28 protein-coding genes are annotated in these 25,462 nt (G+C 71.2%); 17 read left to right on the plus strand and 11 right to left on the minus strand.

Annotation, left to right across the window (positions count from 1 at the left end; all coding sequences use genetic code 11):
• Positions 1 to 78 precede the first annotated feature (78 nt).
• Both D2L64_RS04220 and D2L64_RS04225 read right to left on the minus strand, forming a co-directional pair.
• The gene (locus D2L64_RS04220; protein ID WP_119573292.1) at positions 79 to 279 is read right to left on the minus strand and encodes a DUF397 domain-containing protein; all 201 of its coding nucleotides are present in this window, start codon (positions 277 to 279) and stop codon (positions 79 to 81) included.
• The gene (locus D2L64_RS04225) at positions 270 to 1,070 is read right to left on the minus strand and encodes a helix-turn-helix domain-containing protein (protein ID WP_119573294.1); all 801 of its coding nucleotides are present in this window, start codon (positions 1,068 to 1,070) and stop codon (positions 270 to 272) included. Before D2L64_RS04225 ends, D2L64_RS04220 begins: the two co-directional genes overlap by 10 nt.
• A 324-nt stretch (positions 1,071 to 1,394) precedes the next feature.
• Between D2L64_RS04225 and D2L64_RS28210 the strand changes: the two genes are divergently transcribed.
• The 9 genes from D2L64_RS28210 to rny all read left to right on the plus strand — a co-directional run bounded on the left by D2L64_RS28210 (position 1,395) and on the right by rny (position 9,209).
• Complete coding sequence (locus tag D2L64_RS28210) at positions 1,395 to 1,517, plus strand: hypothetical protein (protein WP_267898654.1); 123 nt, start codon at positions 1,395 to 1,397, stop codon at positions 1,515 to 1,517.
• The gene (locus D2L64_RS04235; protein ID WP_147376177.1) at positions 1,514 to 1,807 is read left to right on the plus strand and encodes a hypothetical protein; all 294 of its coding nucleotides are present in this window, start codon (positions 1,514 to 1,516) and stop codon (positions 1,805 to 1,807) included. Before D2L64_RS28210 ends, D2L64_RS04235 begins: the two co-directional genes overlap by 4 nt.
• Complete coding sequence (locus D2L64_RS04240; RefSeq protein ID WP_119573300.1) at positions 1,807 to 2,064, plus strand: flavin reductase; 258 nt, start codon at positions 1,807 to 1,809, stop codon at positions 2,062 to 2,064. Before D2L64_RS04235 ends, D2L64_RS04240 begins: the two co-directional genes overlap by 1 nt.
• A 332-nt stretch (positions 2,065 to 2,396) precedes the next feature.
• Positions 2,397 to 3,857 carry an MFS transporter gene (locus D2L64_RS04250; RefSeq protein ID WP_119573304.1) on the plus strand — a complete coding sequence of 487 codons (1,461 nt, stop codon included), beginning with the start codon at positions 2,397 to 2,399 and terminating at the stop codon, positions 3,855 to 3,857.
• Complete coding sequence (locus D2L64_RS04255) at positions 3,848 to 4,048, plus strand: DUF3046 domain-containing protein (RefSeq protein WP_119573306.1); 201 nt, start codon at positions 3,848 to 3,850, stop codon at positions 4,046 to 4,048. Before D2L64_RS04250 ends, D2L64_RS04255 begins: the two co-directional genes overlap by 10 nt.
• Before the next feature lie 185 nt (positions 4,049 to 4,233).
• Entirely contained in the window at positions 4,234 to 5,280 is a 1,047-nt protein-coding gene (gene recA / locus D2L64_RS04260) for a recombinase RecA (RefSeq protein ID WP_119573308.1), read from the plus strand.
• A 9-nt stretch (positions 5,281 to 5,289) separates the two neighbouring features.
• Positions 5,290 to 6,009 (plus strand): regulatory protein RecX, encoded by a 720-nt coding sequence (locus tag D2L64_RS04265; RefSeq protein WP_119573310.1) that lies wholly within the window; start codon positions 5,290 to 5,292, stop codon positions 6,007 to 6,009.
• A gap of 82 nt (positions 6,010 to 6,091) precedes the next feature.
• A complete protein-coding gene (locus tag D2L64_RS04270) occupies positions 6,092 to 6,796 on the plus strand; it encodes a 3-keto-5-aminohexanoate cleavage protein (RefSeq protein WP_119573312.1) in 705 nt (234 codons plus the stop codon).
• Positions 6,797 to 7,442: 646 nt separating this feature from the next.
• Positions 7,443 to 9,209 (plus strand): ribonuclease Y, encoded by a 1,767-nt coding sequence (gene rny, locus D2L64_RS04275; RefSeq protein ID WP_119573314.1) that lies wholly within the window; start codon positions 7,443 to 7,445, stop codon positions 9,207 to 9,209.
• Between the two features lie 60 nt (positions 9,210 to 9,269).
• Here rny and D2L64_RS04280 read toward each other — a convergent pair whose 3' ends face one another.
• The 4 genes from D2L64_RS04280 to D2L64_RS04295 form a co-directional block, all read right to left on the minus strand.
• Complete coding sequence (locus tag D2L64_RS04280; protein WP_119573316.1) at positions 9,270 to 10,166, minus strand: amino acid ABC transporter permease; 897 nt, start codon at positions 10,164 to 10,166, stop codon at positions 9,270 to 9,272.
• The gene (locus D2L64_RS04285; protein WP_119573318.1) at positions 10,166 to 10,840 is read right to left on the minus strand and encodes an amino acid ABC transporter permease; all 675 of its coding nucleotides are present in this window, start codon (positions 10,838 to 10,840) and stop codon (positions 10,166 to 10,168) included. Before D2L64_RS04285 ends, D2L64_RS04280 begins: the two co-directional genes overlap by 1 nt.
• A gap of 81 nt (positions 10,841 to 10,921) precedes the next feature.
• Complete coding sequence (locus D2L64_RS04290; protein ID WP_119573320.1) at positions 10,922 to 11,782, minus strand: glutamate ABC transporter substrate-binding protein; 861 nt, start codon at positions 11,780 to 11,782, stop codon at positions 10,922 to 10,924.
• Between the two features lie 60 nt (positions 11,783 to 11,842).
• Positions 11,843 to 12,598, minus strand: coding sequence for an amino acid ABC transporter ATP-binding protein (locus tag D2L64_RS04295; RefSeq protein ID WP_119573322.1), 756 nt, complete (start codon positions 12,596 to 12,598; stop codon positions 11,843 to 11,845).
• Between the two features lie 182 nt (positions 12,599 to 12,780).
• Between D2L64_RS04295 and selD the strand changes: the two genes are divergently transcribed.
• Positions 12,781 to 13,797 carry a selenide, water dikinase SelD gene (selD, locus tag D2L64_RS04300; protein WP_119573324.1) on the plus strand — a complete coding sequence of 339 codons (1,017 nt, stop codon included), beginning with the start codon at positions 12,781 to 12,783 and terminating at the stop codon, positions 13,795 to 13,797.
• Between the two features lie 276 nt (positions 13,798 to 14,073).
• A complete protein-coding gene (locus tag D2L64_RS04305) occupies positions 14,074 to 14,553 on the plus strand; it encodes a hypothetical protein (protein WP_119573326.1) in 480 nt (159 codons plus the stop codon).
• Positions 14,554 to 14,564: 11 nt separating this feature from the next.
• On the opposite strand, the gene D2L64_RS04310 is transcribed toward D2L64_RS04305, so the two are convergent.
• Positions 14,565 to 14,786, minus strand: a complete 222-nt coding sequence (locus D2L64_RS04310) for a DUF2277 family protein (protein ID WP_119573328.1) — start codon at positions 14,784 to 14,786, stop codon at positions 14,565 to 14,567.
• Between the two features lie 52 nt (positions 14,787 to 14,838).
• On the opposite strand from D2L64_RS04310, the gene miaB reads away from it, so the two are divergent.
• Together miaB and D2L64_RS04320 are read left to right on the plus strand one after the other, a co-directional pair.
• On the plus strand, positions 14,839 to 16,341 hold the full coding sequence (gene miaB, locus D2L64_RS04315) for a tRNA (N6-isopentenyl adenosine(37)-C2)-methylthiotransferase MiaB (protein ID WP_119573330.1): 1,503 nt from the start codon (positions 14,839 to 14,841) through the stop codon (positions 16,339 to 16,341).
• Between the two features lie 62 nt (positions 16,342 to 16,403).
• Positions 16,404 to 17,453: a tetratricopeptide repeat protein gene (locus D2L64_RS04320; RefSeq protein ID WP_233558751.1), complete on the plus strand. Its 1,050-nt coding sequence runs from the start codon at positions 16,404 to 16,406 to the stop codon at positions 17,451 to 17,453.
• A gap of 57 nt (positions 17,454 to 17,510) precedes the next feature.
• Here the strand turns inward: D2L64_RS04320 and D2L64_RS04325 are convergent, their stop codons facing one another.
• Together D2L64_RS04325 and D2L64_RS04330 are read right to left on the minus strand one after the other, a co-directional pair.
• Entirely contained in the window at positions 17,511 to 17,699 is a 189-nt protein-coding gene (locus D2L64_RS04325; protein ID WP_119573334.1) for a DUF397 domain-containing protein, read from the minus strand.
• Positions 17,689 to 18,537 carry a helix-turn-helix domain-containing protein gene (locus D2L64_RS04330; RefSeq protein ID WP_119573336.1) on the minus strand — a complete coding sequence of 283 codons (849 nt, stop codon included), beginning with the start codon at positions 18,535 to 18,537 and terminating at the stop codon, positions 17,689 to 17,691. The genes D2L64_RS04325 and D2L64_RS04330 overlap by 11 nt, the downstream gene beginning before the upstream one ends.
• Positions 18,538 to 18,714: 177 nt before the next feature.
• Between D2L64_RS04330 and D2L64_RS27490 the strand changes: the two genes are divergently transcribed.
• Entirely contained in the window at positions 18,715 to 18,861 is a 147-nt protein-coding gene (locus D2L64_RS27490; protein ID WP_199714410.1) for a hypothetical protein, read from the plus strand.
• Positions 18,858 to 20,009: a helix-turn-helix domain-containing protein gene (locus D2L64_RS28215; protein ID WP_119573338.1), complete on the plus strand. Its 1,152-nt coding sequence runs from the start codon at positions 18,858 to 18,860 to the stop codon at positions 20,007 to 20,009. The genes D2L64_RS27490 and D2L64_RS28215 overlap by 4 nt, the downstream gene beginning before the upstream one ends.
• Positions 20,010 to 20,390: 381 nt before the next feature.
• Here the strand turns inward: D2L64_RS28215 and D2L64_RS04340 are convergent, their stop codons facing one another.
• Positions 20,391 to 21,839 (minus strand): pectate lyase family protein, encoded by a 1,449-nt coding sequence (locus D2L64_RS04340; RefSeq protein WP_233558752.1) that lies wholly within the window; start codon positions 21,837 to 21,839, stop codon positions 20,391 to 20,393.
• Positions 21,840 to 22,325: 486 nt separating this feature from the next.
• Complete coding sequence (locus D2L64_RS04345) at positions 22,326 to 23,534, minus strand: DUF349 domain-containing protein (RefSeq protein ID WP_119573340.1); 1,209 nt, start codon at positions 23,532 to 23,534, stop codon at positions 22,326 to 22,328.
• A 277-nt stretch (positions 23,535 to 23,811) separates the two neighbouring features.
• Here D2L64_RS04345 and D2L64_RS04350 point away from each other — a divergent pair, with 277 nt between their 5' ends.
• Both D2L64_RS04350 and miaA read left to right on the plus strand, forming a co-directional pair.
• Positions 23,812 to 24,546, plus strand: coding sequence for a class III extradiol ring-cleavage dioxygenase family protein (locus D2L64_RS04350; protein ID WP_119573475.1), 735 nt, complete (start codon positions 23,812 to 23,814; stop codon positions 24,544 to 24,546).
• Positions 24,546 to 25,460, plus strand: coding sequence for a tRNA (adenosine(37)-N6)-dimethylallyltransferase MiaA (gene miaA, locus D2L64_RS04355; protein ID WP_199714406.1), 915 nt, complete (start codon positions 24,546 to 24,548; stop codon positions 25,458 to 25,460). Before D2L64_RS04350 ends, miaA begins: the two co-directional genes overlap by 1 nt.
• Positions 25,461 to 25,462: the final 2 nt, after the last annotated feature.

Here is a 25,462-nt window from a genome sequence, read left to right on the forward strand (position 1 = left end):
CGCCAGTGGCGTTCGACGCGCCACTGTGGGCACGAAGAAGCCCCCCGGCATCGCGCTGGGGGGCTGCTCTGTGTCGGGTCAGCCCACGGGGCCGATCTGCTTCGCCAGGTTGACGAAGCCCTGCCAGTTGTCGGGGCTGAAGTGGAGGGTGCCGCCGTCGCGGTCCTTCGTGTCACGGACCAGGACGACACCGGGGAGGTTGTCGGCAACCTCCACGCAGTTCCCGCCGCCGGAGCCACTGCGAGTTGACTTGCGCCACGTAGCGCCGTTTAGGTCCACGAGTTCACAACTTCCTTCATCAGCTCGATCGACTGACGGCGGGGGAGGGCTTCGTTGCGCACCGTCTCCCACCTTGAGAGCAGAGTATCCACATCGTCCTCCTTGTCGACCACTACCCCGCCGAGTTGGTTCTCCATCTCGCCGAGCCAGCGGTGCTCCGGAGACCGAGCAAGGCTGAACGGGCCGGTAAGCCCGACGTGCATGCTGACCTCGTCGGGAAGGAGGTGCACGCTGATGTTGGGTCGCTCGGCCAGCGCGAGCAAGTGCTTTATCTGCCCGGCCATCACGTCGCGGAAGTCCTCACTGGCCCGGCGCAGCACCGCTTCAGCGATCACCGCAACGAACTGAGGGGCGCTCTCCCCGGTCAGGATCTCCTGCCGATTCATCCGATCGGCGAGCCGCTTGTCTACCTCGTCGTCGCTGAGCGTGTCGTCGCAGCGGATCACCGCTCGGGCGTAGTCCGTGGTCTGGAGTAGTCCGGGGACGAGGCTGGGCTGGAAGCACCTGAGCTGGGTGGCGGCGCGCTCGGCGTCCAGCCAGGGCAGGAACCACGCCGGCACGCCCAGCTTCTCTACCAGGCGCTCGAACAGCCCGCCGTTGTTCAGCGCTCGGTCCGCGCCTCGGATGAAGTCCATTGTGAGTGCTCGCGTTCCGCCCTCCACTGCGCTGACGTGCGAGGCGGAGAAGCCTGCGCCACGCCCGAACGCCTCTTGCGTCATCCCGCTGGTTCCCCGGGCGCGCCTGATCTCGGCCACGACGAAGGCGGCGAGAGGGTGCGGTAGCTCGGCCATTCAGCGTCCCCCAAAGGTAAAGATCAACTACTCACCCCTCCGCATGCCATGCGCCCACTCCGCCAGCGCCGCCCACCTGCCCGAGGTGCCTTCCGAGAGTAGTGCCGTCCTTACAAGACTGTCACGCATGCGGATCCGCTCGCCTGCCGAGGAGGGCGCGGGCGGATCTTGCCAGCGGGGCCGCCCGGCTTCCCCCGTTGCCGGGCGGCCCCTCCACCAAGCAGCCTTGAGGAGACAGCCATGCGTGCCCGTCGGTTCCGCTGCCCGAGGACGGTCCTGCCGAGCTTGCCCCGGCGCAGGCGCGGTGCGAGCCTGCCCGATTGGATGCGCCAGCCCACCCAGGCGCTCCCGCTGGAGGATCTGCGCCGGGACGCGCCGAACAGCCTCGGCCGCGCCGGGTGGCTGACGCGAGCCCAGCAGTGGCGGGCGAACGGGGGCCGCTCGTGAGCCTCCTCGTGAACCTGCCGTACTACCTGCGGCACTCCCCGGCCCGGCCCGGCTGGTTGTGCGTCGTCTGCAACTCCAACTGGCCCTGCGCCCTCTGGCGCGGCGAGGACGGGGTGCGGGAGGACGAGGCGGACGTGATGGAGCGGTTCCTCACCAGCCTGCTGCGGGAGGCCCTGGTCGACCTGGCCGACGAGCAGGGGCAGTCGGCTCCGGTCGTCGTGCGGCGGATCCTCTGGTTCAAGGAGCTGTCCGACGCTGACGCCACCGCTATCGAGCGGTACATCCGCTGATGCCTCGGCTGACGCCGCACGAGGCGATGCGCCCGCTCTGGCGTTGCCGTAACTGTGGTGCGGAGTGGCCCTGCCAGCCGGCGAAGCTGTCCCTGCTGGTCGAGTACCGCGGCGACCGAACGGCCCTGCTGATCTACCTCGCGTCCCTCCTGGAGGACGCCCGCGCGCAGCTTGCCCAGCTCAGCCCGGAGCAGGATCTGAGGGAGCGCTTCCTCAGCTGGGCAAGCGCCCGCTCGACCGCGGAAGGGGCGGGGTGATGCCCCGGGAACCGAGGGTCACGTCACCCGCACCTACGCCGCCGCCTGCGAGCAGATCGCCGGGGGCTTCGTCCACCACATCCCGATCCTGACCGCGGGGATGATGGACGGCGCCGACGTGACGTTCACGCTCGCGGCGCTGCACAGGACCGGCTGCCGGGTCGAGATGGAGTTCTGGCACGGTGAGGCGGAGTCCTGCTGCCCGCTCAGCCCGCCCCAGCCGGGCGAAGGCAGGTAACCCGGGAAGGTGAACCATGCGTAGCGACTGGAACGCCCTGTCCGAGGGCGTCACAGCGGGGATAGCCGCACGGGTCGGCGGCATCACGGATCCGATGAGCACCGACCTGACCACCACCACCGCACCCGCTCCACCGGACCGGGCACCGATCCAACGGCGGAGCCTGCGCCTGCTCTTCACCACCCAGATCATCGGCGGGATCGGGGTGACCATCGGCATCGCCGTCGGCGCGCTGCTCGCCGCCGAGATCGCCGGCACCGCCGTGGCCGGCCTGGCGCTGAGCGCCGCCGTCGTCGGTGGTGCGCTGCTGGCCGTACCGGTCACCCGGATCACCACCGGGCACGGCCGCCGCCCGGGCCTGGCCTTCGCGTACACCGTCGGTGCTCTCGGCGGTGTCGTGGTGGTGCTCGCCGCGGCGACCGGATGGGTGCCGCTGCTCTTCGCCGGCATGCTGCTCTTCGGTGGTGGCTCCGCCGCCAACCTGCAGGCCCGCTACGCCGCCGTCGACCTGGCCGCGCCCCGGCGCCGGGCCCGGCAGCTGTCCCTGGTCGTCTGGGCCACCACCGTCGGCGCGGTGGCCGCACCGAACTTCGCCGCGCTCGCCGACCGCACCGGCAGCGGCTGGGGGCTGCCGGCGCTGTCGGCCCCGTTCGCCTTCAGCGCCGCCGCGTTCGTGCTCGCCGCCGGGGTGATCCTGCTGGGGCTGCGACCAGACCCGCTGCTCACCGCCCGCCGCCTCGCCGCCGCCGACACCGCCGCCGCGATGGGCGGCACCGACACCGCCGCCGCTGGCACGGCGGGCACCGACGCCGGGGCCGGCGCGGCGGGTGCCACCGGCCCGGTCGGTCCGGTGGGCGCCGCCACCCGCCCGGCGCCCGGCGGCGTAGCGGCCGAGCCGTTCGCCGCACCGGCGTCGCCGGCCCGCCGCGGTGCCGGCATGCGCGCCGCCTGGTCGGTGGTACGCGTCCGACCCGCCGCCCGACTCGGCATCGTCGCCGTGGCCGTCGGCCACCTGGTGATGGTGGCGGTGATGGCGATGGCCCCGGTGCACCTGCGGGAGTTCTACGCCGTCGACGAGGTGCTGCCGGTGGTCGGCCTGGTGCTGAGCCTGCACATCGCCGGCATGTACGCGCTGGCCCCGGTGGTCGGCTGGCTCGCCGACCGGTTCGGCCGCCGCGCGGTCATCCTCGGCGGGATCGCCACCCTGCTGGCCGCCTGCGCGGTCACCGGCACCGCCGGGCACCACACCCCCCGGCTCACCGTCGGGTTGGTGCTGCTCGGGCTCGGCTGGTCGGCGACCATGGTGGCCGGCTCCACCCTGCTGTCGGAGTCGGTGCCCGACGGGGTCCGTCCCGTCGCCCAGGGCCTGTCCGACCTGCTGATGGGGTTGGCCGGGGCGCTGGCCGGCGCGGTCAGCGGGTTTGTCATGCAGGTGGCGGGCTATCCGGTGCTCAGCCTGCTCGCCGCGGTCGCGGTGACCCCGCTGCTGGCGCTAGCGTTGCGTCCGGTGCGGACGGGCGCACCGGACGAGGAGGAGCGAGCATCGTGCGGCTGACCGACTTCTGGGCGCGACTGGAGGAGGCGTTCGGGCCGGGATACGCGGCCAGCATCGCCCGCGACCAGGTGCTGTCGCAGCTCGATGGGCAGACCATCGAGCAGGCGCTCGCCGCCGGTGAACGCACCAACGTGGTGTGGCGGGCGGTGGTCGCCGCCTATCCCGACCGGGTCCCCACCCGGCTACGCTGAGCAGTCGTTTCGTTACTTCCGCGTGTCTCTTGCCGAGTCGTACACCTGTTCGGCTATTGTCCACAGCGGGGTGCTCGTCCACAGGCCACGGCCCGTCGGCTGGTTTTCTGTCGGACCCAGCGCCTAGCGTGTCCCGCGTGACGCGAAGCTCAGGAAAGACGCCGGCGAAGGCAGGGGTGGCAACGATGGCGGCAGGTCCTGACCGGGAGAAGGCGCTAGACCTTGCTCTCGCTCAGATCGACAAGCAGTTCGGCAAGGGTTCGGTGATGCGGTTGGGGGAGCGGCCGGTCGTGCAGACCGCGATCATCCCCACCGGCTCCATCGCCCTCGACGTCGCCCTCGGCGTGGGCGGGTTGCCGCGCGGTCGGGTCATCGAGATCTACGGCCCGGAGAGCAGCGGTAAGACCACGGTCGCCCTGCACGCGGTGGCCAACGCCCAGCGCAACGGCGGCATCGCCGCCTTCATCGACGCCGAGCACGCGCTCGACCCGGAGTACGCCAAGGCTCTCGGCGTCGACACCGACGCCCTGCTGGTCTCCCAGCCGGACACCGGTGAGCAGGCGCTGGAGATCGCGGACATGCTGGTCCGGTCCGGCGCGCTGGACATCATCGTGATCGACTCGGTCGCCGCGCTGGTGCCGCGCGCCGAGATCGAGGGCGAGATGGGCGACAGCCACGTCGGTCTGCAGGCGCGGCTGATGAGCCAGGCGCTACGGAAGATCACCGGTGTGCTCAACAACACCGGGACCACCGCGATCTTCATCAACCAGCTCCGCGAGAAGATCGGCGTCATGTTCGGGAGTCCCGAGACGACGACGGGTGGTCGGGCGCTGAAGTTCTACGCCTCGGTGCGGCTCGACGTGCGGCGGATCGAGAGCCTGAAGGACGGCACCGACGTGGTCGGTAACCGCACCCGGGTCAAGGTCGTGAAGAACAAGGTCGCCTCCCCGTTCAAGCAGGCCGAGTTCGACATCATGTACGGCAAGGGCATCTCCCGCGAGGGTTCGCTGATCGACGTCGGCGTCGAGCAGGCGATCATCCGGAAGTCCGGCGCCTGGTACACCTACGAGGGGGACCAGCTCGGTCAGGGCAAGGAGAAGGCCCGCGAGTTCCTCCGGGAGAACCCGGACGTGGCCGCCGAGATCGAGAAGAAGATCCTGGAGAAGCTCGGCGTCGGGGTCGGCGCGGGTGACGCCGCCGGTGGCCCGGAGCTGCCGCCGGTCGACTTCTGAGCCTGACCAGTGGCAGGACGACGGGCCCGCACGGGGCGGGGCTGGGATGCCGGCCCACCCCGTGCGGGTGACTCCACACCGCGTCCCCGTCGAGGCCGCCGTGCGGCCGGCGGCGAGTCCGACCCGGGCACCGAGGGTGATACCGGCGGTCGGGCCGGCGGGGACGATGCCGCGCCCCGGGACGAGGCCGAGGTGGCGCGGGAGATCTGCCTGCGGCAGCTCGCGGTCCGCCCGCGTACCCGCGCCGAGTTGGCCGCCGCGCTGGCCCGCCGGGGCATCTCCGAGGAGACCGCCGACGCGGTCCTCGACCGCTACGACGAGGTCGGCATCATCGACGACGCCGCGTTCGCCCGGGCCTGGGTCGCCAGCCGGCATGCCGGTCGGGGGCTGGCCCGCCGGGCCCTCGCCAACGAGCTGCGTCAGCGCGGGGTGGACGGTGACACCGCGAGCGCGGCGCTCGGCGAGCTGGACGAGACCACCGAGGCACAGACCGCGCGGGAGCTGGTGGACCGGAAGCTGCGCTCCGCTCGGGGTGAGCCGGAGGCGGTGTTCCGGCGGTTGGTCGGCATGCTGGCCCGCAAGGGTTACCCGCCTGGGGTGGCGATCCGGGCGGTGAAGGACGCGCTCGCCGCGCAGAGCGCCGAGGCGGCGGAGTTCGCAGAGCAGATCGACGCCGACGCGCTCGCCGATGCCGAGGGGGATCCCGCGGCCGGTGGCCCGATCGACTGACCGGCGGGTGTTTCCGGTGCCATGGTGTGGGTGATCAGGGTTGCCGGAGGGCGCCGCGGTGGGGGCCGTCTGAGGAGGGTCGATGCTGAAGGGGTGCCTCAACGGTGGCCGTGGCCGGGACTCGCATCCCGCCGTGCCGTTGAGTCCGGCCGAGTTGGCAGCGGACGCGGCCCGGTGTGCGGCGTTGGGCGTCGGCGCGGTGCATGTCCATCCGCGTACCGGCGAGGGGGTCGAGTCGTTGCGTCCGGCGGTGATCGCCGACGCGGTGGTGGCGATCCGGGCCGCCGTGCCGGGTCTGCCGGTCGGGGTGAGTACGGGGGCGTGGATCGAGCCGGATCCGCTGGCCCGGGTGGCCGCGGTACGCGCCTGGACGGTGCTGCCGGACTTCGCCTCGGTCAACGCGCACGAGCCGGGGGCGGAGGCGGTCGCGCAGGCCCTGCACGAGCGGGGTGTGCTGGTGGAGGCCGGGCTGTGGACGGTGGCGGCGGTCCGGGCGTACCAGCGGTGGCGGGTGCCGGTCGGTCGGGTGCTGGTCGAGTGCATGGCGGATTCGCCCGAGGTGGCTCTGGCGGACGCGGCGGCGATGCTCGACGCGCTGGGGCGGGGCGGTCCGGCGGTGTTGCTGCACGCGGAGGGTGCCCGGGTGTGGGCGGTGTTGGGCGAGGCGGTTCGGCGGGGTCTCGACACCCGGGTCGGTCTTGAGGACACGGTCCTGTTGCCCGACGGGTCGCCGGCTGCCGACAATGCCGCGTTGGTGGCTGCTGCGGTCGCGTTGGGTGCCGCCTGAACGGTCGGGGCGCCGCGCTAGTCGTCTTGTTTGTCCCCGGGCGTCCGACTCGTGTTTGACAGTGAGTGATGATGCAACTTCTCTCCGTCCGGGTGGTTTGATCATGACTTCTTGACCGGAGGCCGCCGGAGACCTAGCCTCGCCATAAAGGCTCACATTGCCCGACCAAGCGCAGGCTAAGCGCACAACATAGATCGCGTAACAGAACTGCATCACTTTGGCCGGTATCATCGGCCGCTGACGTCAGCTCCGGACAGGCCGGTCCGGAGCCGACGTGACAACTGCACCCGGCTCGCCGACGGTCCCGAGGGCACCGTCGGCGGAGAAAGCCACCCCACGGCCATGCGCTCCGGTCGGGCGTCCAGAGCCGTAGGAGCGTGCCCACCGGCAGTTCCTACGGCGCGACGTTCAGGGGAGGCGCGCCATGGCGAGGCGGCAGAGGTCCAGGTGGCCGGCATGAGCGGGCGAATCGTCCGGCTCGGTGCGTCCACGGCGCCGGGCGGTACGCGGCGGCGTGGCGGAGGGTCGGCATGAGTGCGGGGCGGGACGCCTGCGGCGGCGCGGACGCCGGGGCCGCCGACGAGGACGAGCAGAGTTCAGGGCGGTCGCCGGAGCCGGCCGGTACGCGACGTAGTGGAGTGCCGGCATGAGCGCGTTCGACGTCGTACTCCTGCTCGCCGTGCTGGTGTTGACGCTGGTGGTGGTGGGCGCGGTGGTCTTCGGGGCCCGGCTGCTGCGGGGTCTGCAGGCGCCGCCGGCACCTGAGGATCCGGCCTACATCGCGGAGAAGGATCGCCAGGAGCAGTCGCTGGCGGCGTTGCGTACCGCCGCCGACGAGGTCAACAGCACGATCGACGTGGCGAAGTCCGCGGCGGCGGCTGCCCGCACGGAGGCGGCAGCGGCCAAGGCGGAGGCGAAGGCGGCCCGAGCGGAGGCCCGCCGGGTGCTCGATGACGCCCGGGCGGAGGCGGACACGGTCCTCGAACGGGCGCACAAGCAGGCCGAGGCGGACGCGGAGCAGTTGCGGACCGCAGCGCGGCGCAGCGGTGAGCGGGAGGTGGCGGTGCTCGCCGCGACCACCCGGGAGCAGGCCGCCGAGGTGGAGCGGCGGGCGGCCCGGATGGACGAGCGGGAGCGGCTGCACACCGAGGAGGTGGAGCGGCTCGCCGAGCGGGAACGCCAGCTGACCGCCGCCAGTGCCGCGCTCGCCGAGCGGGAGGCGGCGCTCGCGGTACGGGAGGAGGAGCTGGCCGAGGCGGAGAACCTGCGGCGGCGGGAGTTGGAGCGGGTCGCCGGGTTGACCGCCGACGCCGCCCGTACCGAGTTGGTCGAGGCGATCGAGGGCCAGGCCAAGCGGGAGGCCGCGTTGTTGGTGCGGGACATCGAGTCGGATGCCCGGTCCACCGCCGAGCAGCGGGCCCGGCACATCGTGGTCGACGCGATCCAGCGGGTGGCCAGCGAGCAGACCGCCGAGAGCGTGGTCAGCGTGCTGCACCTGCCGGGCGACGAGATGAAGGGCCGGATCATCGGTCGGGAGGGCCGCAACATCCGGGCCTTCGAGTCGGTGACCGGGGTGAACCTGATCATCGACGACACCCCCGAGGCGGTCCTGCTGTCCTGCTTCGATCCGGTGCGCCGGGAGGTGGGGCGGTTGACGCTGGAGAAGCTGGTGCTCGACGGGCGGATCCACCCGCACCGGATCGAGGAGGTGCACGACCTGGCCCGGCAGGAGGTGGACCAGTTGTGTGAGCGGGCCGCCGAGGACGCGCTGGTGGCGGTCGGGATCACCGAGATCCACCCGGAGCTGGTCACGTTGCTGGGCCGGTTGCGCTATCGCACCTCGTACGGGCAGAACGTGCTCAAGCACCTGGTGGAGACCGCGCACATCGCCGGCATCATGGCCGCCGAGCTGCGCCTGGACGTGCCGTTGATCAAGCGGTCGGCGTTCCTGCACGACATCGGCAAGGCGCTCACCCACGAGGTGGAGGGCAGTCACGCGATCATCGGGGCGGACGTGGCCCGCAAGTACGGCGAGAGCGAGGACGTGGTGCACGCCATCGAGGCGCACCACAACGAGGTGCCGCCGCAGACCGTCGAGGCGGTGCTGACCCAGGCGTCGGACGCCTGCTCCGGTGGGCGCCCGGGGGCACGGCGGGAGAGCCTGGAGGCGTACGTCAAGCGGCTGGAGCGGATCGAGGAGATCGCCGCCGGCAAGCAGGGCGTGGACAAGGTCTTCGCCATGCAGGCGGGCCGGGAGATCCGGGTGATGGTCAAGCCGGACGACGTCGACGACATCGGCGCGGCGGTGCTGGCCCGTGACGTGGCGAAGCAGGTCGAGGAGGAGCTGACCTACCCGGGACAGATCCGGGTGACCGTGGTCCGCGAGTCCCGGGTCACCGAGATCGCCCGCTGAGCTGTGCGGAGGGGGCGCGGCGCCGGCCAGGTTGGCCGGCGCCGCGTCGTGGTGTTCGGTTCAGCCCTGCGGCTCGGTGACCGTGGCGCCGCCCTCGGGGGTGGCGCCGGGCGTGCCGGCCGGGGCGGTCTGCCTCGGTACCCGGAAGGCCCGCGTGCGGCTGCGCCGGTCGAGCCAGCCGGCGAACCAGGTGAGCAGGGAGTTGATCACGATGTAGATGACCGCGATCACCATCGCTGCGGGGATGATGTTGCCGTAGTTGGCGGCGAGGTCGTTGACGCCGCGCTGGAGCAGCTCGGGGTAGGCCACGATGTAGCCGAGCGCGGTGTCCTTGAGCAGCACCACCAGCTGGCTGACGATGATCGGCAACATGGCCCGGGCCGCCTGCGGGATGAGGATCAACTGCATGACCTGGGTCTTGCGCATGCCGATGGCGTACGCCGCCTCGGACTGCCCGCTGGGTACGGACCGGATGCCGGCCCGGAACGCCTCGGCCAGCACCGACCCGTTGTAGAGGGTCAGGCCGATCACCACGGCCCAGAACGCGCTCACCGGCTGCTTGAGCACCCACGGCAGGCCGTAGAAGACGAAGAAGATCATCAACAGCAGTGGTACGGCCCGGAAGAACTCCACCACCGCGCCGGCCGGGACACTGATCCACCAGTGCTCGGAGAGCCGCCCGACCGCGAAGATGATGCCGAAGGCGAGCGAGAGCAGCATGCCGACCGACGCTGCCTTGAGGGTGGCCCAGAGGCCCGGCAGGACGAACTGCGTCCAGGTCTTCGGGTCGGCGAACGGCTTCCACAGCCAGGCTTCCCACTGACCGGCCTGGTCGAACTTGCGGTAGAGCCAGTAGAGCAGTGCGAGTACGGCGACGCCGAAGATGACGCTCAGCACCGTGTTGCGGATCCGCGCGCGGGGCCCCGGGTGGTCGTAGAGGACGCTGCTGGTGCTCATCAGCGCTTCACCGCCAGTTTGTTGGCCAGCCAGCCGAAGAAGTAGCCGGTGGGGATGAGGAGCGCGGCGAACGTGCCGGCGAAGACCAGGAAGATCAGGATGACCGCGTTGCCGTAGCTGTTGATCAGGTCCTTCATCACGTTGGAGGACTCCATCAACCCGATGGTGCCGACGATCGTGGCGTTCTTGCAGAGCGCGATCAGGATGCTGCCGAACGGTGCGATAACCGACCGGGCGGCCTGCGGCAGTACCACGATCCGCAGGGTCTGCGCGAAGGAAAGGCCGATCGCGCGGGCCGCCTCGGCCTGTCCGGTCGGCACCGTGTTGATGCCGGAGCGGATCGCCTCGCAGACGAACGCGGCGGTGTAGGTCGACAGACCGATCACGCCGAGCCAGTAGCGGTTGAGGTCGAGTTCCTGCGACAGGCTCAGCCCGAGCGTCGAGTACAGGCCGAAGTAGCAGAAGAAGATGACCAGCGTGAGCGGGGTGTTACGGAAGATGTTGACCCAGCCTGCGCCGAAGCCGCGCAGCACGGGTACGGGGGAGACCCGCATCGCGGCCAGCAGCACGCCGAGCACCAGCGCGCAGACCGCGGACGCGCCGGTCAGCTTGAGGATCCAGAGAAACCCCGAGACGTACGCTTCGAAGTTCTTCGGATCGGTGAATACGTCCATGCTCCGGCTCCCGAGGCACGTGATGGCGGCCGTTGGCAGGCCGGAGCCGGCACCCCGAGGGGGTGCCGGCTCCGGTTTCGATCAGACAGCGCCGCAGTGGGTCAGCTTGGTGGTGTCCAGCTCCGGCGCGGGGGTGCCGCTCTTGCCCAGGGTGGCGTCCCAGGCGGCCTTGTAGCTGCCGTCCTCGGCGGCGGCCTTGAGGATCTCGTTGATCTTCTCGCAGCCGGCGGTGTCGTCCTTCTTCAGGCCGATGCCGTACGGCTCGTCGGAGAAGGTGCTGCCGACGACCTTGAACTTGCCGGCGTACTGGTCCTGCGCGGCGTAGCCGGCGAGGATGATGTCGTCGGTGGTGACGGCGTCGACCTGGCCGTTCTCCAGCAGCGGCAGGCACTTGGAGTACGAGTCGAACTGCTCCAGCTTGGCGTCCGGGTAGTTCTCGGTGATCCGCTTGGCCGGGGTCGAGCCGGTGACCGAGCAGACCGTCTTGCCGGCCAGCTGGTCCGGACCGGTGAGGGTGGAGTCCGACTTGACCAGCAGGTCCTGGCCGGCGACGTAGTACGGGCCCGCGAAGTTGATCTTCTGCTTGCGCTCGTCGTTGATGGTGTAGGTGGCCACCACCAGGTCGACGGTGCCCTGCTCGATGAAGGGCTCACGGTTGGCCGACACGGTGGTCTTCCACTCGATGCCGCTCTCCTCGACGCCGAGGCCCTTCGCGATGATCTTCCCGATCTCGATGTCGAAGCCCTCGTACTGGCTGCCGGTCTGCAGGCCCAGGCCCGGCTGGTCGGCCTTGACGCCGATGACCAGCTTCTTCTGGCCCTCGGCCTTGCCCACGACGCCACCGGCGCCGGTGCCACCCTCGTCGCTGTCCCCGCCACACGCGGCCATCGCTACCGCGAGGCCGGCAACGGCGACGACAGCCGCCATCCGCTTCATTCGCATACTTGTTTCTCCTTCTTCGAGTGGAGCCGGCCGGGTCGCGGCCCGCTCCGCTTGAGATGCCTAGTGCGTGAGGATCTTGGAGAGGAAGTCCTTGGCGCGCTCGCTGCGCGGGTTGGCGAAGAACTCCGTCGGAGCGGCGTCCTCGACGAGCTTGCCGTCGGCCATGAAGATGACCCGGTTGGCGGCGTGCCGGGCGAAGCCCATCTCGTGGGTGACCACGACCATGGTCATGCCGTCGCGGGCCAGCGAGGTCATCACGTCCAGCACCTCGCCCACCATCTCCGGGTCGAGCGCGCTGGTGGGCTCGTCGAAGAGCATCGCCTTGGGCTGCATGGCCAGCGCCCGGGCGATCGCCGCACGCTGCTGCTGGCCGCCGGAGAGCTGGGCCGGGAACTTGCCGGCCTGGTTGGCGATGCCGACCCGGTCGAGTAGGGCGAGACCGCGTTCGCGGGCCGCCGCCGGCTTCTCCCTGCGCACCTTGACCGGCCCGAGAGTGACGTTCTCCAGGATCGTCTTGTGCGCGAAGAGGTTGAACGACTGGAACACCATGCCGACCTCGCTGCGCAGCTTGGCCAGCGGCTTGCCCTCGGCCGGCAGCGCCTGACCGTCGAACGTGATGGTGCCGGAGTTGATCGGCTCGAGCCGGTTGATCGTGCGGCACAGGGTCGACTTGCCGGAGCCGGACGGGCCGATGACCACGACCACCTCGCCCCGGCCCACCGACAGTGAGACGTCGTCCAGCACGTGCAGCGGCCCGAACCACTTGTTGACCGAGTCCAGCACGATGAGCGGTTCGCCCGTCGTCACGTCGTCCACCGTCCCCCTCGTTGCTTTCGGGGTCGGTCGACCCCGGGATAGCGGCCACTGTAGGCGGGGCCGCGTGGCAGAACGCAACTCAGATGGTCACGGAGCGGTAACACCGTGGCGGATCGGGCCCGGGCGTCCGGAATCGCCCGGGTCGGGTGGCGGGAGCGGGCGGTGACGGAGATCATGTGAGGATGACCGAGCCGGTGCGGCTGACCAGGTACGCCCGTGGTGGCGGATGCGCGTGCAAGATCCCGCCGGGTGAGCTGGAGGCGATGGTGGCCGGCCTCGGCCCCGCCACCGGCACCGAGGACTCGCTGGTCGGCCTCGACCCCGGCGACCTGTTGGTCGGCCTCGACCACGGCGACGACGCGGCGGTGGTCCGGCTGGACGCGCGGACCGGCGTGGTGACCACCGCGGACTTCTTCACCCCGGTGGTCGACGACGCGTACGACTGGGGCCGCATCGCGGCGACCAACGCGCTGTCGGACGTGTACGCGATGGGCGGCGAACCGTTGGTCGCGCTGAACCTGCTCTGCTGGCCACGGGAGGTGCTGCCGCTGGAGCTGGCTCGGGAGGTGCTGCGCGGCGGCCTCGACGTCGCCCGGTCGGCGGGCTGTCACCTGGCCGGCGGGCACAGCGTCGACGACGACGGGCCGAAGTACGGCCTGGCGGTCACCGGCCTGGTCCGGCCCGAGGAGCTGATCACCCTCGACGCCGGGCGCCCCGGCGTGCCGCTGTCGTTGACCAAGCCGCTCGGCGTCGGTGTGCTCAACACCCGGCACATGCGCACCGGTGACAGCTTTCCCGAGGCGGTCGCCGCGATGACCACATTGAACCGGGACGCGGCGCGGGCGGCGGTGACGGCCGGGGTGCGATGCGGCACCGACGTGACCGGTTTCGGGCTGCTCGGTCACGCCTCGAAGCTGGCCCGCGCCAGCCGCCTGACGGTGGCGATCGACATCGCCCGGGTGCCGTACCTGGGCGGCGCCCGGGAGGCGGCCCGTGACGGCTACGTCAGCGGCGGCTCGCGCCGCAACCTGGAGTGGGTGACCCCGTGGACCGACCTGGCCGCGGCGGGTGAGGTGGACCGGCTGCTGCTGGCCGACGCGCAGACCTCCGGCGGCCTGCTGGTGGCCGGGGAACTGCCGGGTGCCCCGGTGATCGGTGAGCTGCTGCCACGCGGTGAACACCTGGTCGTGCTGCGCTGATCGCCGCATCCGGTCCGCACCGGCGCACACCCGGCGGGCGGCGTCGGCGCGGCGAGGTCGGATCGGGGCGCGCCGGTGGCGAGCGTTGCTCGCGGAACGCGCACCATACCCGATAAACTGTCATCTTCCCGCTACTCACGGCGATGGGCGTGGGGGTTATTTTGCCCAGAATGGTCACAGACCGGTAACTTGCCCCCGCCTGGGGGCAAATGCCCCCCACCATCGTTTGTAAGGCCCGATCCGAGGCCGGTGGGACGAGCACAGCGAGGAGGCGGCATGACCGAGCTGTGGAACTGGAGAATCGACCAGGTGCGACCGGTGGAGGTCTACCCGGCGCTGGCCGACGCGCTCGGTCGGGTGGTGATGCCGCTGGCGGTCGCCGACCCGGCACGGCTGCCGACGTACGCGGTGGTCTGCGACGTCTGGCAGGCACCCGGCGAGTTCGCCACGATCGTGGACTGTTACGGCGTGCCCGACGGCCTGCCGGAACTGCCCAGCATCGCGGCGCTGGCCCGGCAGTTGGACCGCAACTGCCTGCTGCGGGACGACACGCTCGACGAGACCCGGCACCTGCTGGTCGCCCCCGACGGCAGCATCCGCCCGGTGCACTTCGACGTGCGGGAGACCGACGACGGCGAGGTCCTCAGCGACCGCCGGCTGTGCACCGAGGCCGACCCGCGCTGCCGGGGCTGGTCCCGTTGCCACCGGTCACGCTGGGCCCCCGACTCGGTGAACCCGGCTCTCGCCGCCGCCTGACGGCGCCCGGCTCACCCCTGGCGGGTGCCGCCCCGGACCACCAGGTCGTCGAGCAGGGTGCGGGTGGCCGCGGCCACCGCGGCCACCGCGGCGTCGAACGCCTCGGCGTTGTGCGCCGCCGGTGCCCGGAACCCGGAGATCTTCCGGACGTACTGCAGCGCCGCGGCCGCCACGTCCGCGTCGGTGACCTGCGGGGTGTACGGCTCACGCAACGTCTTGATGCTTCGGCACACGGCTCCTCCTCGTTCCGGCCGGGCCACCGGGCCCGGATACGCTGTGCATGTCATGACTACCGCAGCGGCGGGCAGCCCGCGCACCTACCAGGTGCGAACCTACGGCTGCCAGATGAACGTGCACGACTCCGAGCGCATCTCCGGCCTGCTGGAACAGGCCGGCTACGTCCGCGCGGGGGCGGCCGACGACACCCCGGACGTGGTGGTGTTCAACACCTGCGCGGTCCGGGAGAACGCCGACAACCGCCTCTACGGCAACCTCGGTCATCTGCGGCCGGTCAAGGACCGGCACCCGGGGATGCAGATCGCGGTCGGTGGCTGCCTGGCCCAGAAGGACCGCGGCGACATCGTGCGCAAGGCGCCCTGGGTCGACGTGGTCTTCGGCACTCACAACATCGGGTCGCTGCCGGTGCTGCTGGAGCGGGCCCGGCACAACACCGCCGCCGAGGTGGAGATCCTCGAATCCCTCGACGTCTTCCCCTCCACGCTGCCCACCCGCCGCGAGTCGACGTACGCCGGCTGGGTGTCGATCTCGGTCGGCTGCAACAACACCTGCACCTTCTGCATCGTGCCGTCCCTGCGCGGCAAGGAGAAGGACCGCCGCCCCGGCGACATCCTCAGCGAGGTGCGGGCCCTGGTCGACGAGGGCGTGCTGGAGGTGACCCTGCTCGGGCAGAACGTCAACTCCTACGGCGTCGAGTTCGGCGACCGGTACGCCTTCGGCAAGCTGCTGCGCGCCTGCGGGGAGATCGACGGGCTGGAACGGGTGCGGTTCACCAGCCCGCACCCGAAGGACTTCACCGACGACGTGATCGCCGCGATGGCCGAGACGCCGAACGTGTGCCACTCGCTGCACATGCCGCTACAGTCCGGCTCCGACGACGTGCTGCGGGCGATGCGCCGCTCGTACCGAGCCGACCGCTACCTCGGCATCATCGAGAAGGTCCGCGCGGCGATGCCGGACGCGGCGATCACCACCGACATCATCGTCGGCTTCCCCGGCGAGACCGAGGCGGACTTCCAGCGCACCCTGGACGTGGTCCGCGAGGCGCGGTTCTCCTCCGCGTTCACCTTCCAGTACTCCAAGCGCCCCGGCACGCCCGCCGCCACGATGGACGGTCAGCTGCCCAAGCAGGTCGTGCAGGAACGCTACGAGCGGTTGATCGCCTGCGTCGAGGAGATCACCTGGGCGGAGAACCGCAAGCTGGTCGGCGAGACCGTCGAGGTGCTGGTCGCGGTCGGCGAGGGGCGCAAGGACGAGCGCACCGGCCGGATGTCCGGCCGGGCCCGCGACGGCCGCCTGGTGCACTTCGACGCTGGTTCCCACGCGGGGGTGATCCGGCCCGGCGACATCGTGCACACCACGGTCAGCTACGCCGCGCCGCACCATCTCAACGCCGACGGCGAACCGCTGGCGCACCGCCGGACCCGGGCCGGTGACGCGGCCGAGGCCGGGCGGTCGCCGCGTACCCCCGGGGTGTTGCTCGGGCTGCCCACGGTCGGCGCGCCGACCGTGGCGCCCGCGCCGACGACCGGCTGCGCCGCCTCGCACTGACCTGCATCGACTCCACCGCTACCGTCCTAGATCGACCGTGCTGGTGCGGTCTTTGTCAGATCTTGGTCGTTGCGGTCTGCCGGATCGGTGTCGGCCGTATCGTGCTGGCCGGTGTGGAGAATTCGTTGACTCGCGTTGGGCCGGCGGCCACGGTTGCGCAGTGGGTGGAGGTGCACCGACTGGCGGTGGCAGGCCGGGAGCCGGCGATCGCCCGACAGGTCGGTCGCCAGGTGGCGAGGGTGTGGCTGCGCACGTCGCGGTTCGCGGATGTCGAGGCCCTCGCGACCGCGACCCTGACCCTCGGCCCGGACGCCGGTGCCTGTTATGACCTGGGGTGGGCGCAATCCGCCACCGGGCAGCCCCGGCCTGCCCTGAACAGCTACGAGCAGGCCCTGCGCCTGTATCGCGAGGTCGACGACCACGGCAACGAAGCCGCCACCCTCACCAGCATCGGCCGCGTGTACAACAGGCTGGGGGATCGGCAGCAGGCTCTCGCCTACTACGGGCAGGCGCTGCCCATCGTGCGGGAGGTCGGTGACCGTGCCGGCGAGGCTGTCACCTTGAACAACATCGGTCTCGTGTACGACGGGTTGGGGGATCGGCAACGGGCTCTCGCCTACTACGGGCAGGCGCTGCCCATCCGGCAGGAGGTCGGTGACCGTGCCGGCGAAGCCGCCACCCTGAACAACATCGGCCGCGTGTACGACGGGCTGGGGGATCGGCAGCAGGCTCTCACCTACTTCGGGCAGGCGCTGCCGATCCTGCGGGAGGTCGGTGACCGTGTCGCCGAGGCTGTCACCCTAACCAACATCGGTGCAGTGTACGACGGGCTGGGGGATCGGCAGCAGGCTCTCACCTACTTCGGGCAGGCCCTGGCCATCTCGCGGGAGGTCGGTGACCGTGCCGGCGAGGCCGTCACCCGATACAACATCGCGGTGATCCATCGCGACGAGGGACATCTCGACAAGGCCATCGGTGAGCTTGAACTGGTCGTCGACCTCGACCGCCAAGTAGGCCACCCGGACCTGGCATCCGACACTGCCATGCTCGAGCAACTACGCCAAGAACGGGCAACCGCTCAGCGACCTGATCCGAGCCCTGGCCAAGGCTGACACGCCGGCGGCGCTCAGGTGGTGAAGATCGGCGAACACGGCACGGACGGCCGCAGCTCAGGCGCGGGTGCCGTACGTCCTGATGCCGCTGACGAAGGCGCCCCAGGCCGCAGGGGCGAAGCTCAGGGTTCCGGCGGCGGGGGCCTTGGAATCGCGTACGTCGATCTCGGTGCCTCGGTTGCGGACTTCGACGCACTGGCCGTTGCTGCCGGAACGGCTCGACGTGCGCCAGACGTTACGCTCCATGCTCGCTCAGCTCCTTGACGAACGTCATCGACTCGGCCGGCGACCTCGCCAGCATCCTCAGATTGTCGTACGCCGCTGACAGCCGCGCCAGGTCGCGGCTCGATTCGAGGAACAGCTCACCGGCCAGGGTTTCGATGTAGCCCAGCGGCGGGTCGTCGTGCTCGAAGCTGAGCAGGGCGAAGCCGGAGCTGTCCGCCAGGTGTGCGCCGGCTTCGAAGCGGAGCACCTGGATCGTGACGTTGGGCAGTTGGCTGACCTTGACCAGGTGGTGGAGCTGCTCGCGCAGCACTTCCGACCCGCCGACCTCGGTCCGCAAGGATGCCTCGGACAGGATGGCGTGCAACCGCAGCGGCGTCGGTTGCCGGTGCAGGACTTCCTGGCGGGTCATGCGTGCGGTGACCCGCTGCTCGACGGTTGCAGGGTCGGTCTCGCGGCCGATGATGTTGACTTCGCGGGCGTACCGCTCGGTCTGGAGTAGACCCGGCACCAGCATCGGCTCGAAGTTCTTGAGTTCGGCGGCCTCGGTCTCGTAGGCGATGTAGGTGGCGTACTTGCCACCGAGGCGCTGCCACCACCCCTCTTCGCGCAGGTCGCGGGCAAGCTCCAACAGTGACGTGCCGGGCTCGTCGTCGATCCGGACGCCGTAGGTGACCAGCAGTTCCATGACGTCACCGGCGCGGGGTTTGATCTCGCCGGACTCGATCCGGCTGATCCGGGAGGTCGAACAGCGAACGAGCTTCGCAGTCTCCTCTGCGGTCAGTCCCTTGGCATCGCGGAGCTTGCGCAACTCTCGACCGAGTCGGCGGGAACGCGGAGTTGCGGGTGCGAATCGAGGCATGTAGTGATTCTGCACCAAGCCCGGGTCGCTCGTCTGCCCCGACTCACGTGCTTATTTAGGAGATCATGCCCAGTCCCTTGCTTTGCATCATGTGATGCGCAACTGTGGTTATCACACGCAACGGCTTGGTTTTAGATCGTGTGTCCGATGTGGCATCGCTGGGAGGTGAGGGGGCTCGTGGTTGTCGAGCTGGTGATGATGATCCTCAGTGGGGTGTTGCTGGGGTTCGTGGCTGGACTCTTCGCGTTCAAGGTGAAGTCGCGGTGGTGTCCGCGCTGCGGGGAGTCCACGCACGCCGCGCCGCCGGTGCAGGGGGATCGATGAACCGCCCGCACCGACGCGACCACAACTCCGTACCCATCGGACGGCGGGTGGCTGAGCTGCGGGCCCGCCGGGGGATGAGTCAGCAGGCGTTCGCCGACCGGCTCGGCAAGTCGAAGAGCTGGGTCGACAAGATCGAACGCGGCGTACGCCGGCTCGACCGCTACTCGGTGATCCGGGAGATCGCCGACGTGCTGCGCCTCGACCCGGACCTGCTCCTCGGCCCACGCCAACCGCCACCGACCGCACCCAGCCTGGACGGGGTCGACGGGGTTCGTGCCGCCCTCGCCCGCTACCGCGACCGACCCCAGCGCACCGTCACGGCCGACCAGGCGCGCCGGCAGGTCGGGTACGCCTGGATGACCTACCAGCACGCCCGCTACCCGCAACTCCTCGACGCGCTACCCGCCTTGCTCGACGCCGCTCGCGGCACCCGCAGCCTGCTGGTGTCCACCAACCGGATCACCGCCGCCGTACTGATCAAACTCGACCACCCCGACCTCGCCTGGCTCGCCGCCGACCGGGCCGTCAGCGCCGCCGCCGGTGGTCCAGCCCTCACCGCCGCCGCCAGCATCGCCGTAGCACAGGCGCTGCGCGCCCTCGGCCACCACCACCTCGCGCTCACCGCCGCCCTCACCGCGGCGGACAGCACCGACGACGAAACCGTACGCGGCACCCTGTTCCTCCAGGCCGGGCTCGCCGCCGCCGGCAACGGCGACCGCCGCAACGCCCACGACCTGCTCGACCACGCCGCTACTCTCGCCGACCGACGCGCCAGCGACACCGACCCGCACCACACCGCTTTCGGGCCGGCGGCCGTCCAGGTGGCCCGCGTGCTCGCCGCACACCAACTCGGCGACACCATCGAAGCCATCCACCGCCACCTTCACGCCACCCGCAGCGCGGGCTGGCAACACCTACCGCCCGAACACCGCGCCGCCCACCTCATCGACGCCGCCCGGGTCTACCTCGACACCGGCGAGCCAAGCCGCGCCGGGCAAGCCCTGCTCCACGCCGACCGCATCGCCCCCACCGAAGTCCGCAGCCGCCCTGTCGCTCGTACCCTCCTCGCCCAGCTCATCCAACGCGGACCCGCAGCGGCCGACGTCGCGCGCCTGGCCACCATCGTCGGCCTGACCCGACAACCCTGACCTCGCCACCCGCCACTCGCCGGTTCCGGGTGCTGCTGCCCGGCAGCGTGTGGCCGTGCCACCGCCCATCACCGCGCGTCTTTGCTCTGCTTCAACCCACGCATCGCTGAGCCGGCCAAACCATTGCGTGGAGTGAAGCAGAGCAAAGGGCCCACCACCCCCACTCGGGGCCGCCCTGGGGCTGCCTGAATGGCCCGGTATTCAGGGGGCAGGGCCCACCCACACCCCGGCGGAACCCGGTGGCGGCTGCGCTACGCGGCCCTGGGCTCTGTGTCGAAGTCCCGGGCCGGCCTGCGGCGGCTCGCGCGACGCCTGGCTGGACACCGTTTGGACTCCGCCTCGGCTCGACCGAGGACTTCGACACAGGCCCTGGCCGCAGGGTCAGACCGAGATCCGGCCGGCGCCCGCGCCGCCCGTCACGATGGACTTCACGCTGCTCGCGCTGTCCAGGGTGTACGGGTACGGGATGCCGGCCACGCTGCCACCGGCCTGCCCGCTGCCCGAGTTGACGAAGTGGTTGTTGCGGGCCACCAGGCCACCCGGCCCGGAGTTGCCCTCACCCCGGTGGAACGGGTCCGGGGTGTTCTCGAAGTAGTTGCCCTCGACCAGCACGCCGGCGTTCATCGTGGACGCCACGCCGTAGCCGCGCACGTTGCTGTAGAAGTTGTTGTACACGTGCACCGGGTTGCCGAAGCGGACCCGCGGGTGACGCTGGTTGCTGCCGTCGAACCAGTTGTGGTGGTACGACACCCGCAGCCGGCCGACGTCCTGGCTGGCGTTGTCGTCGCTGTGCCCGAGCAGCATCGACTTGTCGTGGCCGAAGACCCGGTTCCAGGACACGGTGATGAAGTCGGAGCCGCGCTTGATGTCGACCGCACCGTCGTAGCCGGCGCTGAAGGTGTTGTGGTCGACCCAGATGTTGGTGGCCGACTGCTCGATGTTGATCGCGTCGTCGCCCCAGTTCCGGAAGGTCAGGTTCCGGATGATCACGTTGCGGTCGCCGTTGATGGTGAAGCCGCAACCGACGATCGTCGCGCCCGCGTTGCCGAGGATGGTCTTGTTCGACCGCACCCGCAGCATCCCCGAGCAGTTGATGGTGCCGGACACCCGGATCACCGCCGCGCTGGTGGAGTTGAGCGCGCTGGTCAGCGCCGAGGCGTTGGTGACCGTGGTGGTGCCGGCGTTACCGCCGCCGGTGGTGCCGCCGTTCTGGGTGGCCCAGCCGACCAGCCCGGTCTGCGGCGCCGGGTTCGGCGGGTTCGTCGGGGGAGTGCCGCCACCGCCCAACCGGATCAGCTGCCAGCGCTGGTTGGCGCCGTCGTGGTCGGCGTACTGCGAGACCATGCCCCCGTCGGCGGTGGACCACTGCCACACCTCAAGGGCCTTGTTGCTGTGCCGGCTGATGAACCGGACGTCGCCGTTGGCGGAGTCCGCGAGCCGGAAGTGCTGCTTGGTGTCGCTGCTCGCGGTCACCTGGGTGACCTGCACGCCGTCGTTCGAGTTCGGAATGGTGACGACCTTGCCGGAGTGCCGGTTGCGCAGCTGGTAGTAGCCGCTGCCCACGTCGACGAACTGGAACTGCTGGTTGTTGCCGTCGCCGCGGGTGAACTGCCGGATCTCGCCGCCGTCGGCGGTGGACCAGTTCCACAGGTCCATGGCCTTGCCGCTGTTGCGGTTGACGAACACGTAGTAGGCGCTGGTGTCGACGGTCGCCGCCGAGGCCGGGGCCACCGTCACCGCGACGAGCGCCGCGGGTAGCGCGACAGCCGTGGCGGCCAACGCCGCCAGCCGTCGGGTCAGGCGCCGCTTGACGATTGCAAGCACGGTCATTCTCCTCATCCTCTGGGTTCACGGAACGGGTCGGACGAGACGCTGGTGGTCGCGGACCGGTGGCCGGCATGGGCCGGACGGGTCCGCGTCGCGGGTTGGTACGGCGACCGGATGGTGGTGGTCCGCCGTGGGTACGCCTGGCTGCGTCGTCCGGTGCGGTCGGCAGGAGGTACGCCCCGCGGCGGTGGCTGCCGTGCCCAGCGGCAACGCTGCGGTGGCGGTCGTGCTGGTGGGTCCTGCCGTCGGATGAACTGGTCGGAACGGCTCCCGTGCCCCGCCCGGGGGGGCAAGCGCTTTCCTCAGGTAACCACAGATCGGCGTCGATGTAAATGTCGTACGCTAACAACGCCTTGACCAGCGGCGCGGGATGCGCGACGCCCCCGGTCCCGCGCGGGGAACCGGGGGCGTTACGCGTGTCGGCTCAGTCGCAGCGGCCGGCTCGGCTCAGCTTGCCTGCTCGGCGGAGCCGGCGCTTGCCTGCTCTGCTCAGCCGGCCTGCTCGGCCAGCTGGAGGAACTGCCGCTTGGCGGCCAGCGCCTGCTCGGCCTCCTTGATCCGCCGGGCGTCACCGGCGGCCTGGGCCCGGGACAGCCGCTCCTCGGCCTCGGCGACCTGCGCCCGCATCTGGGCCAGCAGCGGGTTGTCCTCCCGGGTGGTCCGGCGCCACGCCGAGTCCATCACCTCGCGGACCTTCTCGTCCACGGCGCGCAGCCGACGCTCCAGCCCGGCCGCCGCCTCGCGGGGTACCCGGCCGGCCTCGTGCCACTGTGCCTGGATGTCCCGCAGCCTGGCCTGGGCACCCTTCGGGTCACCGTCGACGTCGAGGGCCTCGGCCTCCGCCAACAGCGCCTGCTTGCGTTCCAGGTTGGCGCGCTGCTCGTTGTCCCGCGCCGAGAAGACCTCACTGCGCCGGGTGAAGAAGGCGTCCTGGGCGGCCCGGAACCGTTCCCACAGGCGCTGCTCGGCCTCCTTGGAGGCGCGCGGCGCGGCCTTCCACTGGTTCATCAGCTCCTTGAGCTGGTTGGCCGTGGACGCCCACTCGGTGGAGTCCTTGATCTTCTCCGCCTCGGCGACCAGCTCCTCCTTGACCGTCTGCGCCTGCTTGCGCTGCGAGTCGAGGGAGGCGAAGTGGGCGCCCCGCCGGCGGGTGAAGCCGTCGCGGGCGGCGGCGAACCGCTTCCACAGCTCACCGTCGGTCTTCTTGTCGACCCCCCGGATGCTCTTCCACTCCTCGAGGATCTCCTTCAACCGGTCGCCCGCGGTCTTCCAGCCGGTCGACTCGGCGGCCAGCTTCTCCGCCTCCTCGACCAGGGCGGTCTTGCGCGCGAGGGCCTCGGTGCGGGCGGCCTCCTTGGCGGCCTTGGCCTCACCGGCCTTCTCCTCGGCCACCGTGGCGAGCTTGTCCAGCCGGGCGGCGAGCGCGTCGATGTCGCCGACCACGTGCGCCTCGGCCAGTGACGCGCGGATGCGGCGGATGGTGGTCAGGGAGTGGTTGCCGTCAGCCGCGCCCGAGTTGAGCCGCGCCTCGGTCAGATCCACTTCGGTCACCAGGTCGGCGAAGCGGCGGGCGAAGTGCGCCAGCCCTTCCTCCGGCGCTCCCGCCTGCCAGGATCCGACCACCCGCTCACCGTCGGCGGTCTTGACGTAAACGGTGCCGTCCGCGTCCACCCGTCCGAAGGCAGTCCAGTCGCTCATGTGCCCATCCTCGTTCTCCCGGTGCCCAGGGAGACTCTCCCGGGCCCGCCACCGCGCAGCCAAGTTTCTCCGGGCATTGTCACAGGTCCGCCCCGGTCCACGTCGAGCGCCTATCGCCGACCGTGACCATACGGTGTCCTAGGGCCGGTGTCGAAGCCCTCGCGACTCGGCCCGACCGACAACGACGGCACCTCGGCCGCCGGTGCTTCGTGGCCGGCCCGACAACGACGGCACCTCGGTCGCCGGTGCGGCCCGGCCGGACCGATACGGTTGCCGGGTGCCACTGGTCGCCGCCGCCGTCTGCCCACACCCGCCGCTGCTCGTCCCCGAGGTCGCCGGTGCCGCCGCGCCCGAACTGGACGACCTCCGCGCCGCCTGCGACGACGCGGTCGGCCGGCTGCTGGACTCGGGTGCCCGTCGCATCCTGGTGATCGGCGCCGCCGACCGCACCGCCGACCTCGACTACCCGTTCCGGGGCAGCTTCGCGCCCTGGGGGCTGCCGCTGCAGGTGCGGCTCGGCAGCCTGCCCGACGACCGGGGCGGCGGCACCGACCGCCTGCCGCTCAGCCTGCTCGTCGGCGCGTGGCTGCTGGGCCGCCGGCCGGTCGCCGGTGCCGGTGCCACGAGCTGGCGGATGTCGACCGTCGCCACCGACGCGCCGGTCGAGGCGTGTGTCGCCCTCGGTGCCCGGATCGGGTCGAACCAGCCGTGGGCGCTGCTGGTGATGGGGGACGGGTCGGCCTGCCGGGGCGAGAAGGCGCCCGGCTACGCCGACCCGCGCGCCGAGGCGTACGACAGGATGGTCGCGAAGGCCCTCGCCGACGCGGACGCCGAGGCGCTGCTCGACCTGGACCCGGTCCGGTCCGCGCAGCTCAGGGTCGCCGGTCGGGCGCCCTGGCAGGTGCTCGCGGGCGCGGCCCGGGCGGCCGGCGGCGACTGGCGCGGCGAACTGCGCCACCACAGCGCGCCCTATGGGGTGGGCTACCTCGTGGCGGACTGGGTGCGGCCGTGATCGCCCCCGGCACGGTGGTCGCCGTGGTCGGGCCGACGGCGGCCGGCAAGTCCGCGTTGAGCATCGCCCTGGCGCACGCCCTCGACGCCGAGGTGGTCAACGCCGACTCGATGCAGCTCTACCGGGGCCTGGACATCGGCACCGCCAAACTCACCGTCGCCGAGCGGGCGGGTGTGCCGCACCACCTGCTCGACATCTGGGAGGTCACCGAACCGGCCAGCGTCGCGGAGTACCAGCGGCTGGCCCGCGCCGCCGTCGACGACATCGTCGCCCGGGGCCGGGTGCCGCTGCTGGTGGGCGGCTCCGGCCTGTACGTCCGGGCGGTGCTGGAACAGTTCGAGTTCCCCGGCACCGATCCGGTGCTCCGGGAACGCCTGGAGGAGGAGCTGGCCGCGGTCGGACCGGCGCCGCTGTACGCCCGGTTGGCCGCGGCCGACCCGGCTGCGGCGGCCGGCATCCTGCCCGGCAACGGCCGGCGGATCGTCCGCGCGTTGGAGGTGATCGAGCTGACCGGTCGCCCGTTCACCGCCGCCCTGCCCGAACCGACGCCGTACTACCCCAGCGTCCAGCTCGGCGTCGACCTGGACACGGCCCGACTCGACGAACGGATCGCGACCCGGGTCGACCGGATGTGGGCCGACGGGCTGGTCGCCGAGACCCGGGCGCTGGTCGGGCGGGGCCTTGCCGACGGGCGTACGGCCAGCCGCGCCCTCGGCTACCAGCAGGTGCTGCGCTTCCTCGCCGGTGAGCTGACCGAGGGCGAGGCGCACGACGAGACGATCCGGGCGACCCGCCGCTTCGTCCGCCGCCAACGCTCCTGGTTCCGGCGCGACCCCCGGGTGCACTGGCGGGACTCGGCCGATCCGGGACTGGTCGAGGCCGCGCTGCGAATCCTCACCGACGCTGCGCGATGATG

The sequence above is a fragment of the Micromonospora radicis genome, from assembly GCF_003583405.1.
Taxonomy (GTDB): Bacteria; Actinomycetota; Actinomycetes; order Mycobacteriales; family Micromonosporaceae; genus Micromonospora; species Micromonospora radicis.